Here is a 14,253-nt window from a genome sequence, read left to right as displayed (position 1 = left end):
GTTAAAATTGAGGTTTTGAAGTTAAATTGAGGTCTTGAAATGGATTTTTCCGAAAAAAATGGTTCTCCAGGAAGAATAATTTACTCTGAAAAAAATGACTGTTCTGAAAAAGATTTTTCTGAAAAAGATCTTTTTTTCGGAAAAGGCATCTACTGTTTGATATTTGAAAACCGAGCCTGCAAGCTTGAGATTGGTAAAAAAGGGGAGTTCTCTTTCAGTCCAGGGTTTCATATCTATGTGGGATCGGCTCTGGGGTCAGGAGGGCTTAAAAGAGTACAGAGGCACATCAATCTTTCCCGTAACCGGGACCGAAATCCCAGATGGCATGTGGATTATCTTCATCTGAATCCTGCTTTCAGGCTGGTTTCAGCAGTTTATGCTTTTACTTCTGAGCGGCTTGAATGTGAACTTGCCAGTAGAATAGGAGGAGATTCGGTGTATGGCTTCGGGTGCACGGATTGCACATGCAGTTCTCATCTATTTTATAGAATTAAAAATCCTCTTTCAGAGGTTATTGAAGCTTTTGAAGCCCTTGGACTTTCTGCCCTTGTACTGGAACTTTAATCTCTATCTCCTGTGCTGGAACTTTAACATCTATCTCTCTCGATTTTTTTCCTTTGTAATGGCAGGAAAGCTTAAGGTAAAGCAGGATTTATTATATTATCAAAAAAATAGAGTTGTTTAATCAGGGGATGTCCAATGGAACAATTCTCTTTTATTGCCTGCATGCCTGATATACCCGGGGCATTGCACAGGGCAGCCGAAATTGTTACACGGTACGAGGGAAACATTAACAGGATTCAGTATGACCGCAGGATAGATACACATACAGTTTTCTTTGAAGTGACGGCTCTTCCGCAGGCTTATGAAAAGATCCGCGAACAGCTTGAAAAAATAGGATATCTCCAGACTTCCCTTCAGTCAGTAGCGTTTCTGAAATTCAACGTTTACCTCCCGAATTGTCCTGGTGCTTTATTTGAATTCCTGAATTATATAACCTCATCGAGATCAAACATTACTTATCTTGATTTTGATGATCGGGGACAGCATCCTGAAAGGCTCGTTGTAGGTCTTCACATCGAGAACCCTAACATGATAGATGCCCTTCTGAATCAGCTTAAGTCCAGATACAGGCTAGAGATTTTAGAATATGATACAACCGGGGAGAAGCTTGATGATACGGTATTTTACCTTCGCTTGGCGCAGAAGCTCAGATCGTTTATCGGGAGCGCCGAAGATGCTTTTTTGATGCGATTCCTGCATGACATTAATCATATTACTCAGGAACTCTCAAACCATCAGAAAGACCCTATTGAGGTTTTTGAGAACATTTTGAAAGTAGGGGAATGCCTTAACCAGACGTCAGGAGACAATTTTTATGCCGACGTGCAGAGAGTCAGAATAAAGGATGATATTGAACTTTTCTGTTTTCAACTTCCCTGTGGGGGAAACATCTATCTCTTTGATACTCCTTCCGAAAGGGTCATGATTGACACTGGTTATGGAATTTATTTTCAGGACATTATGAATATGTTCCAGCACTACGGACTTGGGGATTTGAGCCGGCTTAAAAGGATTTATATTACTCACGCCGATGCTGATCATTGTGGAGCTGCAGGTTTTTTTCCCGCGCCATCCTATCTTAATCGCGAAACTTTTTTGATCACGCGGAAAACCAGCAGAGCTTATGGATCAAGCAACCAGGATTGTATTCTGGAAGAGGTTTATACGAAGATAATTAACCTTTTTTCAAAATTTACTCCTCCTACAAATACAGTTCTCTTTCCAGAAGTCTCCTTATTAGATGAAACAATCGAAAAAAGGGGTGAATTTCCTATTGTTGCTCGTTTTCTTATTGGTGACTTGGAGTTCGAAGCCCTTGCAGGGATGGGCGGACATATGCATGGAGAAATCTTCTATCTCTGTCCTGAAGAGGGGCTGCTCTTTCCTGAAGACGCAGTGATCAATTTCAAAAGCTTGAGTCCTGAGAGAACGGAATATAATGTTCTGGCTGATTATCTTATGACATCAGTGAACGTTGACAGCAAGCTTGCGCGAGAGGAAAGACAGGCTCTTCTTTCCCTCATTTCAGAGATTGATAATAAGCTCTCCAGAAAAAACCGAAAATGCATGATCTGCTGCGGACATGGTTCGATATCCGTACTGGATAATGGAAAACTTTTCGAGTACATAGGCTCAGAGAGATATTTTGCAGGGCAAAAATATATCTCTCTAGAATATTTGTGAATATTTAGACAAAGAAATCCTGAAATCATCAAAAGTTGAGTATCATAGATCTAATGTCAAAATCGAATAATCAAAAATAATATTATTAAACATAAAAAATCAAAGATTGAGATCAAAGATTGAATAATCATAATCAAAAAACTAGAGGTCTGCAGACCAAAAATCCATGTTCTGTTAATTTTTATTCAGAATTAATCTAGATTATAACTTTGCAAGACCGGCCGTTATTATTGACTGGGGGTAAGTCCAATCTCCTTTATACTCCAAATCCGATGCAAATAATCTGTCAATGACTATTCTGGAGGAATTTGCTTATTCTCCTCCTCTCCCTCCGAAACCCTGACTACTTCCTCCTGACGAGGGACCACCTTCTCCAGTTTCACCAACTCCGGTTCCACCGAATGACTGGCTTTTTCCTCCTCCACCCCCACCGATTTTTTGGCTGGCTGCATCTATCGCTTGCATAAGGGAGTCAGCTGACTTGTATTCCTCGTCGGGAATCATTTCTATCTGTTTAATTACCTCTTCGGAAAGATTTTGCTTTCTAGCATGCTCTAAAACTTGTTCTTTTCTAATTGGAAAATGTACATTTCTTAATATATCCTGCATACTGCTGGCACTTGCTCTCATACCTTTCACCTTCCGCATGTTTTATGGATTTACCCCCAAATCGTATATATATTAATTATATAAATAAATACTTAATTATATTATTTGAAAACATTTCTTTTGATGCTGGAAATTCTTCTCAAGAATTTAAGCTCAAAAAGAGAAAAATTAATTATTTTTTCAGAATATGTAACTTTTTTACAAAAATATACTATATATTAATACTAACATTTTGTTATTTGCTAATTTTTAACATAATTTTATAAATAAATGTTAACATTCATATAGTAAATCAACATATATTCATACTGACAAGTTCGGCTTCCTTCAGAAAGCTTTAATAAGTATTGATTTTGCTGCAAAGAAGGAAGATTTTGTTAAGTGCTAAGGAAAATAGCGCGACGATATTCTGTGGAGTATAAATAACTCCAGAGAAGGAGTATACAAAAGCTACGGATATTGTCAAGGAGTTTAAAGGAAACTAAACAAAAGCAAAGGGGATATCGTGGAAACTGATAGTAAGGATGGAAGTATTAAAGAACTTCCAATGGAAATTCAGAAAATATTAGCAAATATAGATTTTCCTGTAAACAGGAAAGACATTATTGAACAAGAAAGGAAGAGTGGAGCGATCCCGGACATACTGCAGGAACTTGGCATGCTTCCAGACAGAAAATATGATAGCGCTGAGGATGTCGCCAAGGAACTTCACAATATTTACATCGGGATCTCATCCTAAAAAGCAACTTATTGGCTCTTCGATTTTCATGGGTTGAGAATAATCACTTAGTTAAAAAATTGGCCGGTCTAAATGAGAATTATCGAGATTGAATGTGATTTTTAACAACACATGGATCAATTTTATGCATGCTATTTCCATATGGGGAATTGATGTAATTACTCACTCAAAATAACGAAGAGCCAATTATTAATACTATAATAGATCCAATTATTTTGTGAATTGTTGTATCCTAAAATGATTTCGCAGATTCAAAACTATTTGAAAGTTCAATAGGCGATACAATAGCAATTCAACATCCATTTTTTTCAAATTGAAGAAAAGTTGAGACTATTTTGAGCAGTCATTTGCAAAAGTAAGCGTGAAAATTCTGAGATAATCTATCCCTAAAGGATGTGATTGATTGTTTTCACATTAATATTTTCTTTTTATTAGTCCAGTTCTTGAGTTCCTCCACCGCTGACAGTTAGAATTTGTCCGCTTATCCAGGAAGCTGCAGGGGAACATAAGAACAAAGCCGCCTGGGCAATATCATCAGGATAACCTAATCTGCCAAGTGGAGTTTTTTTGAGCATATTATTCTCAATCTCAGGTGTTAAAACTGTTTCAAGTGCTTGAGTCATAATGGCTCCAGGAGCTACTGCATTAACGCGTATGCCCTTAGGGCCAAGCTCAAAAGCCATATTTCGAGTAAGATGGTTGACAGCGGCTTTTGATGAGGAATATGAGGTCATATTTACATTTATATTTTCGGCAGCCATAGAACTAATATTCAAAATGGATCCATGCCTTATCTTTTCCATATAAGGAACACATAATTGGCTCAATCTGAATCCCGAAAAGACATTTAGTTTATATGCCCATATAAAATCATCCATAGGCATATCAAAAGGTTTAGGACCTCCACCACCAACGTTATTAACAAGAATAGTTATTTTCCCAAATTTTTCAATGGTTTCATCAACAAGATTTGCAAGCTCTTCTTCTTTTGTAACATCACAGGATTTTCCAAAGGCTTTGTCACCATTTGCTTTGATCTCATCAGCTACTTTGTATGCTGCCTCAGTATCCAAATCACTTACAATAACAGAGGCACCAGCTTTTGCAAATAAACGGCATATAGCTCGTCCAATTCCAGCTCCACCGCCTGTCACAATGGCAACTTCGTCCTTCAATCCAAATAAATCTTCAAATTTCATTTTTTCCCCCTCCCCAACAGATATTATCTTCTACTTATTTTTTGTTTAGAGATCTGTATAGTTACTTTTTTGTTAATCCGTAATTATAGTAATCTCTACTTAAAAGTAAGGCAAAGAAAGTACTTCAAGGCAGACTTCAAGGCAGAATGCTTCTTACAACTAAGCAAATCCCCCCATTAAGGTATGTTTTCTCCACCAATCCGAATATCCCTAACATGAAGAAGGTTCGTTCTGTTCGGAATCCATTCTCATTTTATGACTTTGAAAGAAACTGTACTTTCATTAGTTATTCTGCATACTGTTTGCACTGGAAAATGAACATTTCTCAACATATTCTGCATACCACTTTGGAATAATAACTGTAGATTTTCCAATAGTTTTCCAAAAAAGATAACAAGAAAAATGTTATTTTTCGAATATATCTGTGGAAGGTCGGATAAAAAACCTCAACTATTTATTTTACAAATATGCTTTCTGCTGCTGAAAAAGTACATGAGTAAGAGTATAACATTCTGAGCAAGAGTATAACATTTATTCCATTATTAGTAACAGATCTGTTCAATGTATCACTTTGTATATTGACAGTCATAGTTTTAAACTAAACATTACAAAAATAATTAACTCTTCCAGTCTTGAACATTCCCACCACTTCCACCGCCGACGGTTAGAACTTGTCCGCTTATCCAGGAAGCCGCAGGAGAACATAAAAACAAAGCAGCCTGAGCAATATCCTCAGGATAGCCTAATCTACCAAGCGGAATTCTTTTGAGCATATTTTTTTCAATTTCAGGTGTTAAAATCGCTTTAAGTCCTTCAGTCATAGTGACTCCAGGAGCTATTGCATTGACCCTTATACCCTTATGGCCAAGCTCAAAAGCCATGTTTCTAGTAAGATGATTGACAGCGGCTTTTGCTGATGAATATGAGGTCATATTATAATTTATGCCTTCGGAGGCCATAGAACTAATATTCAAAATGCACCCATGCCTTATCTTTTCCATATAAGGAACACACAATTGACTCAATCTGAAATTCGCAAAAACATTTATTTTATATGCCAATATAAAATCATCCATAGGCATATCAAAAGGTTTAGGACCTCCGCCAGAGGCATTATTAACAAGAATAGTTATTTTTCCAAATTTTTCAATGGTTTCATCAACAAGATCTACAAGATCTTCTTCTTTTCCAACATCACAGGATTTTCCAAAGGCTTTTCCGCCATCTGCTTTGATCTCATCAGCTACTTTGTATGCTGCCTCAGTATTTATATCACTTACAGCAACAGAAGCACCAGCTTTTGCAAATAAATGACATATAGCTCGTCCAATTCCAGCCCCGCCGCCTGTTACAATGACAACTTCGTCCTTCAATCCAAATAAATCTTCAAATTTCATTATCTCCCCTCCTCAACAGATATTATCTTCTACTTATTTTTTGTTTAGAGATCTGTATAGTTACTTTTTTGTTAATCCGTAATTATAGTAATCTCTACTTAAAAGTAAGGCAAAGAAAGTACTTCAAGGCAGACTTCAAGGCAGAATGCTTCCTACAACTAAGCAAATCCCCCATTAAGGTATGTTTTCTCCACCAATTTAAATATATCTTACGATTTAAATATATCTTCCAATTTTAATATATCTTCTACGGTTGATACTACTAAAACCGACTCTTTCCATTTTTCTTAAAAACTCTTTAATATATAACATAAGTGATACATGTATGAGAAGAACAACATCATAGTAGGAGAAGACGATATTTTTTAGAAATCGTATCTATCCCTGAAAATATATGCGAGGGGTGCGATTCGAACGCACGGATTCCTACGAAAATGGGTCCTAAGCCCATCGCCTTTGACCTGGCTGGGCAACCCTCGCACTAATGCTCGATTTCATTTAATGTATTTAGTTTAATATAAAAAATAAAAAGAGCAATTTAGATTTTTAAAGAAAAATTAAATGCGCCGACCGGGATTCGAACCCGGGTTTTGGGCTTGGAAGGCCCAAGTCATAGCCGCTAGACCATCAACGCAAACTGCAACACATCTAGAGGTATTTGTTATATATATTCTTTTCGCTACTCAAGCTCCACAAGCCTTTTTAATAGAGCTCTACGGAAAATTTATCTCTACATATTCTCTGGCTTAGTGGCGTCCGCAGTTGAAAATATTATAATGACCTCCTCTACACATGCATTTTTTAAATATAATAGCTGGACGAATTAATCACAGTCCTTTGCTTCAAATTGTCTGATAGAGGGATAGAATAAGATATAATTATAAAATCTGCCATTAATGGGTATAAACTCCCGTTTATATCATTGATCTGTTATATATCTTAATTTTATATGCTTAGTTATATCTTATTGTCAACCTCCCTTTTGTGTAAGAAGGACTTTTTGAACACATATATTTAAGAGTATATTCAAAAAAATATACTCTTAATAATCTTATTTTATTACTCTGATTCCTTGTTAAATTCTCTATTTTTTATAATTTTTTAATAAACGCACATTTTTTCCTGTGTCTATCTTTCAAAAAATTATTATTTAACATTTGAAGATACGCGACAGTATAAATGTGAAAGTAATTTTATTATCTTAGTGGAAAAACAAACATTATTTTTTTATACACTCTTGGATGGGTATTTTTCTTTCAGTTTTCTATCAGGATGTTTCTCCGATATCTTTTGAATATATCTTCTATAAGCATAATGTAAATTTTTGCGTGACCTAAAGTGGTTCTACTATGGGCATAGTTTACTTGGTCTTTATTTAGAGATCTTTGGTCAAGTTTTCTTCCAATATTTTGCATACCCATTTTGTAACTTATAAATATTCAGAGCTTAACAAAAAGTTAATGTAATGATCGCGTTATACGGAGTTTTAAACGAATACAAAAGAAAATACTGCTCGCACTTTTTCTTACTGCTGGTCTTTTCTGGCGTGTGTGTTTTGGTGTGTCGGGCAAAAGTAAAGTTTCATAATTAATTACAAAATCCCAGAAAATAAAAGTAAATTCTAGAAAATTATTTAATATGGAATCTTGAGATGGCCCCACAATGACAGTTTTTGAACTAAGGGACGAAAACAATGATAACTTGAAGGTTCATCTAGAATATACAGGCAGCTTCCTTCTTACCTTGTTGAAGGAAATAGTAGATATTTACTAAGCGGTGTTTCTGAACTTAAGTTTGAGTCGTATAAGACCGTTATCGGATGCCCGTCCAAGTACACGGAGTAATATTGATGAATATTGAAGAGTGGGAAGAATACAGATATGTCGAATCAGGAATAAATAACTTCATTGCTCAAATGAATGAGTCCAGCTTAAATAAAATGGTCGAGCATGTCTGTAATACCGGAGGAAAGAGAATCAGACCAATTATTCTCCTTCTATCCAGTGAGATCTGCTCGGGTTCGTACCGTCAGAGCCTCGATGCAGCTCTTGCTATTGAAATGATGCACTCGGCTTCCCTCATCCATGATGACCTGCTGGATCAGGGGCTTGTTAGAAGAAATCTGCCTTCAGCCCCTGAAAAATTTGGCCCTTCTAAGGCGCTTCTTTGTGGTGACTATTTAATTGCAAAATGTTTTGAGTTTATTTCTCCTTATGGGGAAAAAGTAGTCAGAGATTTTGGAAAAGCAGGAATGGACATGGCTGAAGGAGAAGTTCTCGATCTGAGACTCGATAAGAACAATTTCGAGGAAAGCAATTATTTTGAATGCATTTACAAGAAAACGGCCTCTCTATTTGCGATCAGCGCTTCTATTGGGGCATATATTGGAGGGGCTGATGAAGTCCTGGCCGGGCGTTTTAATTTCTTCGGAAATTGCTTGGGAACTGCATACCAGATTGTTGACGATATTCTTGAATTTCTGGAAGTAGTCGAAGGCAAAGAATCGAAATTTACATCTGAAACTCTGCCTCATGTATACATGAAGAGTATGTCAAAGGAAGAAGCAGTACAAAAGTCCATAGATGCCGTAAAACTTCGTGTTAATGCCGCAAAAGAAACCCTTGTGACAGTCAAAGCATGTCCGGCAAGGGATAAACTCTTTCAGATTACAGATTATATAACTGTCGATATGCTTGAGAATGTTTAATTACTCAGCTCTTCCTGAAAAATGAATTGTAGCTCTATTGAATTCACTGTATATAATGAAAATAATATTACTATCTTCTATCCAATTTAATAAGTCTCTAATAAGTCTTCCATTTTTGCTAACAACTTTACCAGGTGTATCCATGCGAGTATATGAAAGTCCGTTGATTAAGGTAAATGCCAGTACAGAAAACGAAAAAATAGTGCTTGATGCAGAAGGTCCTCTTTCCCAGCTTGCAAAACCCATCCTCAAGCGTATAAACAACATTTTTGCGGAAGAAAAACCCATTTCAATGGATGAAAATGAGATTATTTTCTCTACATGGATCCCGCCTATTCCTGGGCCTGTTTTCAGCCGTGTGATAAGTGCTGAGATTGCAGCTATCCGGAAAAAAAGAGTTCCTGACCAGCTCTCAATAGGAATCACTGCTCGCTGTCCCAACCGCTGTATCCATTGCGGAGCAGCTGGTATCAAGCCAGAAAGGGAATTGACCCTTGATGAAATCTCAGGAGCTGTAGACCAAAGCCTGGATCTTGGTTCTTATCTTATTTCTTTCGATGGCGGGGAGACAATGCTCCGGAATGATCTTGTTGAAATGGTAGCCAGAGTAGATAAATCCAGGGCAATTGCCACCTGTTTCACATCAGGTTTCAGGCTTTCCGAAGAAAGGGCAAGAGAGCTTAAAGCCGCAGGTCTATACGCTTCAAGAATTAGTATAGACAGCCCGTTTGAAGCCGAACATGACCGTATTCGGGGTCGAGAGGGGGCATACAAAGACGCAATCATTGGAATCAAGAATGCGAAAACTGCCGGGATCCTCACTGATATGTTTGTGGTCGTTTCCCCTCACAATATTGACGACCTTGAGGAATTTTATAACCTTGCAGTTAATCTTGGAATGCATGAACTCTCTATCTATGAGATTATTGCAGTAGGACGTTGGCTTGATCACGAGGATGAGGTAATAGGGGAAAAGGATGTCTCTCGGCTCGAGAAATTCCAGAAAAAGATGAATGCTAAACCTGAGGGTCCCAGAGTCACCGCATTCCCGTACTTTATGGGTCCGAGTCTTTTTGGGTGTTTTGCAGGCAGAAGATGGATACATGTTGCTTCGGATGGAGAAGTAATGCCGTGTGCCTACACTCCGCTCTCCTTCGGAAATATCTGTGAAGAATCCCTGGAAGCTATCTGGAAGCATATGGGTAAGCATAATGCCTACAAAAAGGATAATTCCGCTTATTGCATGATGCGCAACCCTGATTTCCGGAAGGAATATATTCATACAATACCTCAGGGCGCAAAGATCCCTTACAGGATAAAATAACATTCTTTATGTTATTTTTTATTTTATTTTTTAATTGTCAGTGTGGAGAATAAGTATTTTCAGGGATTATTTTCTTAAAACTCTCCTTTTTCTCTGATAATGAGTTTATTTTCCTAATCTAAATATTTACTACTGATATCTGCATACCAGATCCATACTTCTTCAGAGCTTGGATAGAAGTCAATTTTAGAAAGTTAGCTTTTGAATTGCTTGATTTTTCTCGAAAATGGATTTATTTATTAAAAAATTTTATAGCGTTAACCAAACGAAATAACTTTCATTTCGTGCTTAAAAAATCCTTGATATCCTTTTATTTGGAAAAAAAGAAGCTAAACTGGCTTGTGTAATATGATCCATTTATAATTTTTCAACTGATTTTAATAGAATTTTGAATATACTCTACAGATTTTACTCAACTCATTCGGGTTGCGCTTCACATTTTATTTTTGAGCATTTTATCTGAAATTTTTCAGTACTTAATTATATTTCACTGTCAGTATCCAATTATTTTTTACTGTTATATTTAATCTTTTTCATTTTACTCATATATCTTGCTATTTATAATTATTTTCTTCTTAAAAAATTCTTATACTCTATATACATCATGATTTTTCGTTATAGTTCTTACACTCTTCTTTGATAAAACCGAAGCTGTTATATAGTTCTTTTGCGAAGGATTTGTTAACTATCTCCATTGGAGTAGGGATTTTTAATTATTAATTTATATATTAAATTTTGAGAGACGGAGATTCACATGGCTAAAAATGAAATCTTATCTGAAATAAAAAAAGCAGAGGGAAGCGCTAAATCAATGGTTGACGAAGCCATTGAAGCTAAAAACAGGCGTATCTCCGAAGCTCGGGCTGAAGCCAGGGAAATCCTGAAACAGGCCGAAATCGATGCACATAAAGCTGCACAAGACTCTTTTAAAGAGGGTGAAAAAAAGATCCTGGAGGAAAGAGATAAGATCATAAACGATGGTGAAAAAAACGCATTAGCCATGTCCCAAAAAGCTCAAGCTAACATCGACAAATCCGTCAATTACCTTGTACAGGAGTTTGAGAGGGCGGTCCTTAATGAGTAGACCTAAAGAGATGACAAGGGCCGTTATTGTCGGGCACAAAAGCATTCTAAAAGAAACCATCGATGCATTGCATGATACAAATCTTTTTCATATCGAAGATTTTGTCGAAGACGAGTCTGGTTTTAAGATCAGCAAGCCATTTAAAAACGGAGAAGAAGTCTCTAAAAAGCTTGTGAAGATCCGCTCTATCGCCAATTATTTGGGGATTGAAAGCAAAAAACCGGTAGTTCAGAAATCTGACGCTGTTCTGCGTGAACTTGACTCGAAGTTAAATGAACTGGACAGGACAATTTCAGCTAAAACGGAATCTATTTCCCAGCTTGAAAATGAATTAAAAGATATGGACTCCCAGAAAAGGGAAATCCTGCCTTATCTGTCCATTGATCTTGACTTTGAATATTACCGTGGCTACGAAAGCCTCAAGGTTTTCGCGGGCACTTTAAAAAGTAACCTGGAAGCAAGTCAGATTTCAAGTATCACCCAAGCTTACGAACTGTACTTTGACCCTCAATCAAAAGCAGTGGTACTGTTTGTAGCTAAAAATGATGCCGACAAAGTTTACGAATTACTTCAGGGTCTTGGATTCAAAGAGCTTAGAGTTCCGGAAAGAGGTGGTGTCCCAAGCGAACTTTTAAGATCCATTGAACAGAGAGAAGCCGAAGTCACCAGAAGGATCGAATCCTTTAAGGGCGAGATCGAGTCCTTGAAAACAAGGTACGCCGATTTTATCCTTGCAAGCGACGAGGTTCTGAGTATCGAGAGTCAGAAAGCAGAGCTGCCTCTTAGAATAGCTACATCTGAAAACGCGTTCATAATTGATGGATGGACTCCCACCGAGAGTTATGACAAACTTGTCAGTGTAGTTAATAGTGCCACTAAAGGCAAGGCATACGTCACTAGCCTCGAAGTCCACGAGGAAGAAGAAGAAAGTGCCCCTGTCGAGTACAACAACTCAAAAGTTGTGGCACCGTTGCAGCAGGTTATGGATCTGTACTCTAGGCCTAAATATACTGAAATTGATCCATCCTCAGCGATTTTCATTACCTTCCCGCTGATTTATGGAATGATTCTCGGAGACATCGGATACGCATTGATACTGGGAACAATTGCACTGGCTATCAAGAAGGCAATGAAGTCAGATGCAGTTAGCGATCTCATGAATATTCTTATCTATTGTCAGATCTCAGCAATTATCTTTGGAGTTCTTTATGGTGAGTTCCTTGGATTCTCGCTTGCGAGCTTACATACAGCACATGGAGTAACGCCGGGCTTGATTCCAGGTTGGGAAACTATCACTCTCTTTGAGAGTATTGGAGGAGAAGAATTTACTTTCCCGATTCACAGGTCTCACATGGTAATGACTATGATTGGACTAAGCGTTTTTGTCGGACTGCTTCACTTAAATCTTGGGTACCTGTTCGGATTTTCAAACATCTTAAGGCACCACGGGATGAAACACGCTATTCTTGAAAAAGGCAGTTGGATGATTATTGAGCTTGGTGCAATCCTTGCAGCAGCTGGTTATCTTGGCGGTTCAGCATTGATGTATGTCGGTGCTATTGTTCTTGTTCTGGGAATTGTGATGCTCGCCATGGGCGAGGGTATCGCTGGTGTGGTCGAATTGCCATCTCTTATGGGTAACGCTCTCTCGTATGCCCGTATTATCGCAGTCGGTCTATCTTCGATTTATATCGCAGGTACAGTCAATGACATCGCCTTCGGAATGATCTGGTCTGATCATTCTCAGATTGGTTTCGCAGCCGTAGCTGCAATTCTCGTATTTATACTCGGACATGGCCTTAACACTGTTCTGAGTATTATCGCTCCCGGACTGCATGCACTCAGGTTGCAGTATGTAGAATTCTTTGGAAAATTCTATCAAGGCGGGGGCAGAAAATTCAACCCATTCGGATATATAAGAAAATACACGGAGGAATAAAAACATGGTAGATGGAGCAACAACAGGTCTTTTTCTTGACGCAGCAGGAATGAAAGCACTCGGTGCAGCAATCGCAATCGCAATTACTGGATATGCATCTGCAATAGCTGAGAAAGATATTGGTACAGCAGCAATCGGCGCAATGGCAGAAAACGAAGGATTATTCGGTAAGGGTCTGATCCTTACTGTCATTCCAGAAACCATTGTTATCTTCGGTCTCGTCGTTGCACTGCTTATCAACTCTGCTTAAATTTAAGAGCTCCCGCTCTTAAATTTCTTAGAGCATTGCTTTTAAGTCTTTAAGTCTACCTGGACTTTTTTCTCGCTAGGCAGACTTAAAGCGGTTGTATGCTCTAAGTTCCCCCTTAAGTATCGTTGCACTCTAAGCAGCTTAGAGTTTTTCTCTAGGCTTTAGAGCACTTTTTTGCTCTAAATTTATTTGGAGGTGTAAGCATGGGACTAGAGATCGTTGTAAAAGACATCCAAGAGGGTGCAAGAGCTGAGGTTTCCCGTATAAAAGCCGAAGGCGATGCAAAGGCCTCCGAGATCATAAATGAAGCTAAAGAAATACAGAAAAAAATGCTCGGGGATAGCCTAGCTAAAGCGGAAGAGGACCTCCAAAATCTGCACCAGCAGGTCATATCAAGTGCAAATCTGGAAGTGAAAAGAATTACGCTTAACAAGCGTAAGGATCTTCTAGATAAGGTTTATATCCAGACAGTTGAAAAAATCAAGTCAATGCCGGCATCCAAAAAAGAAGAGCTGTTGAAATATATTCTCAACAAGCACGAAGCTAGTGGTGCTAGAGTTTACTCTTCTAAGGATTCAGAAGATATTGTCAAGAAGTTAACTTCTCTATCTTACGCTGGCAATATTGATTCGATTGGCGGAGTTGTTCTGGAAAACGAAGATGGGACAGTCAGGTTAGATTTCACATACGATTCAATCCTGAAAAACGTGTATGAGCGTTCATTGAAGCAGATATCTGATCTATTATACGGGTGATGT

Annotated in this window: 12 protein-coding genes and 2 tRNA genes; 9 read left to right on the top strand and 5 right to left on the bottom strand. The window is 37.9% G+C overall.

The genetic code is table 11. The annotated features are described in order from the left end of the window. Positions 1 to 39 precede the first annotated feature (39 nt). Positions 40 to 564 (top strand): GIY-YIG nuclease family protein, encoded by a 525-nt coding sequence (locus BP861_RS07620; protein WP_292374073.1) that lies wholly within the window; start codon positions 40 to 42, stop codon positions 562 to 564. Positions 565 to 699: 135 nt separating this feature from the next. After that, positions 700 to 2,247 (top strand): MBL fold metallo-hydrolase, encoded by a 1,548-nt coding sequence (locus BP861_RS07615; protein ID WP_292374071.1) that lies wholly within the window; start codon positions 700 to 702, stop codon positions 2,245 to 2,247. Between the two features lie 312 nt (positions 2,248 to 2,559). Here BP861_RS07615 and BP861_RS07610 read toward each other — a convergent pair whose 3' ends face one another. Further along, entirely contained in the window at positions 2,560 to 2,895 is a 336-nt protein-coding gene (locus tag BP861_RS07610) for a DUF2795 domain-containing protein (RefSeq protein ID WP_292374069.1), read from the bottom strand. Positions 2,896 to 3,361: 466 nt separating this feature from the next. Here BP861_RS07610 and BP861_RS07605 point away from each other — a divergent pair, with 466 nt between their 5' ends. Beyond that, positions 3,362 to 3,595, top strand: a complete 234-nt coding sequence (locus BP861_RS07605; protein WP_292374067.1) for a DUF2795 domain-containing protein — start codon at positions 3,362 to 3,364, stop codon at positions 3,593 to 3,595. A 431-nt stretch (positions 3,596 to 4,026) separates the two neighbouring features. Here the strand turns inward: BP861_RS07605 and hdhA (BP861_RS07600) are convergent, their stop codons facing one another. The 4 genes from hdhA (BP861_RS07600) to BP861_RS07585 all read right to left on the bottom strand — a co-directional run bounded on the left by hdhA (BP861_RS07600) (position 4,027) and on the right by BP861_RS07585 (position 6,825). Beyond that, on the bottom strand, positions 4,027 to 4,794 hold the full coding sequence (gene hdhA, locus BP861_RS07600; protein ID WP_292374065.1) for a 7-alpha-hydroxysteroid dehydrogenase: 768 nt from the start codon (positions 4,792 to 4,794) through the stop codon (positions 4,027 to 4,029). Positions 4,795 to 5,411: 617 nt separating this feature from the next. Further along, positions 5,412 to 6,191, bottom strand: coding sequence for a 7-alpha-hydroxysteroid dehydrogenase (gene hdhA, locus BP861_RS07595; RefSeq protein ID WP_292374063.1), 780 nt, complete (start codon positions 6,189 to 6,191; stop codon positions 5,412 to 5,414). A 395-nt stretch (positions 6,192 to 6,586) separates the two neighbouring features. Then, positions 6,587 to 6,671, bottom strand: a tRNA-Leu gene (locus BP861_RS07590). 82 nt (positions 6,672 to 6,753) lie between these two features. After that, positions 6,754 to 6,825: transfer RNA gene (locus BP861_RS07585), tRNA-Gly, on the bottom strand. 1,185 nt (positions 6,826 to 8,010) lie between these two features. On the opposite strand from BP861_RS07585, the gene BP861_RS07580 reads away from it, so the two are divergent. The 6 genes from BP861_RS07580 (at position 8,011) to BP861_RS07555 (ending at position 14,250) form a co-directional block, all read left to right on the top strand. Further along, complete coding sequence (locus tag BP861_RS07580; RefSeq protein ID WP_292374060.1) at positions 8,011 to 8,898, top strand: geranylfarnesyl diphosphate synthase; 888 nt, start codon at positions 8,011 to 8,013, stop codon at positions 8,896 to 8,898. 142 nt (positions 8,899 to 9,040) lie between these two features. Then, positions 9,041 to 10,222, top strand: a complete 1,182-nt coding sequence (locus BP861_RS07575; protein WP_292374058.1) for a radical SAM protein — start codon at positions 9,041 to 9,043, stop codon at positions 10,220 to 10,222. A gap of 754 nt (positions 10,223 to 10,976) precedes the next feature. After that, positions 10,977 to 11,306, top strand: coding sequence for an ATP synthase archaeal subunit H (ahaH, locus tag BP861_RS07570; RefSeq protein ID WP_292374056.1), 330 nt, complete (start codon positions 10,977 to 10,979; stop codon positions 11,304 to 11,306). Continuing rightward, positions 11,299 to 13,245, top strand: a complete 1,947-nt coding sequence (locus BP861_RS07565; RefSeq protein ID WP_292374054.1) for a V-type ATP synthase subunit I — start codon at positions 11,299 to 11,301, stop codon at positions 13,243 to 13,245. The genes ahaH and BP861_RS07565 overlap by 8 nt, the downstream gene beginning before the upstream one ends. A 4-nt stretch (positions 13,246 to 13,249) precedes the next feature. After that, entirely contained in the window at positions 13,250 to 13,495 is a 246-nt protein-coding gene (locus BP861_RS07560) for a V-type ATP synthase subunit K (protein WP_292374052.1), read from the top strand. Positions 13,496 to 13,698: 203 nt separating this feature from the next. Then, on the top strand, positions 13,699 to 14,250 hold the full coding sequence (locus BP861_RS07555; RefSeq protein WP_292374050.1) for a V-type ATP synthase subunit E: 552 nt from the start codon (positions 13,699 to 13,701) through the stop codon (positions 14,248 to 14,250). Positions 14,251 to 14,253: the final 3 nt, after the last annotated feature.

Source organism: Methanosarcina sp. UBA411 (assembly GCF_002495725.1).
Lineage (GTDB): Archaea > Halobacteriota > Methanosarcinia > Methanosarcinales > Methanosarcinaceae > Methanosarcina.
The sequence above is the reverse complement of the archived record's forward strand: the minus strand, read 5'-3'. Positions and strand labels throughout refer to the sequence as shown.

Bases quoted from the DNA above. Each gene is read 5' to 3' on its own strand.
- BP861_RS07610 (WP_292374069.1), bottom strand. From the start codon at position 2,895: ATGCGGAAGGTGAAAGGTATGAGAGCAAGTGCCAGCAGTATGCAGGAT.
- BP861_RS07555 (WP_292374050.1), top strand. From the start codon at position 13,699: ATGGGACTAGAGATCGTTGTAAAAGACATCCAAGAGGGTGCAAGAGCT.
- hdhA (WP_292374063.1), bottom strand. From the start codon at position 6,191: ATGAAATTTGAAGATTTATTTGGATTGAAGGACGAAGTTGTCATTGTA.
- BP861_RS07560 (WP_292374052.1), top strand. From the start codon at position 13,250: ATGGTAGATGGAGCAACAACAGGTCTTTTTCTTGACGCAGCAGGAATG.
- BP861_RS07580 (WP_292374060.1), top strand. From the start codon at position 8,011: ATGCCCGTCCAAGTACACGGAGTAATATTGATGAATATTGAAGAGTGG.
- BP861_RS07575 (WP_292374058.1), top strand. From the start codon at position 9,041: ATGCGAGTATATGAAAGTCCGTTGATTAAGGTAAATGCCAGTACAGAA.
- hdhA (WP_292374065.1), bottom strand. From the start codon at position 4,794: ATGAAATTTGAAGATTTATTTGGATTGAAGGACGAAGTTGCCATTGTG.
- BP861_RS07620 (WP_292374073.1), top strand. From the start codon at position 40: ATGGATTTTTCCGAAAAAAATGGTTCTCCAGGAAGAATAATTTACTCT.
- BP861_RS07615 (WP_292374071.1), top strand. From the start codon at position 700: ATGGAACAATTCTCTTTTATTGCCTGCATGCCTGATATACCCGGGGCA.
- ahaH (WP_292374056.1), top strand. From the start codon at position 10,977: ATGGCTAAAAATGAAATCTTATCTGAAATAAAAAAAGCAGAGGGAAGC.
- BP861_RS07565 (WP_292374054.1), top strand. From the start codon at position 11,299: ATGAGTAGACCTAAAGAGATGACAAGGGCCGTTATTGTCGGGCACAAA.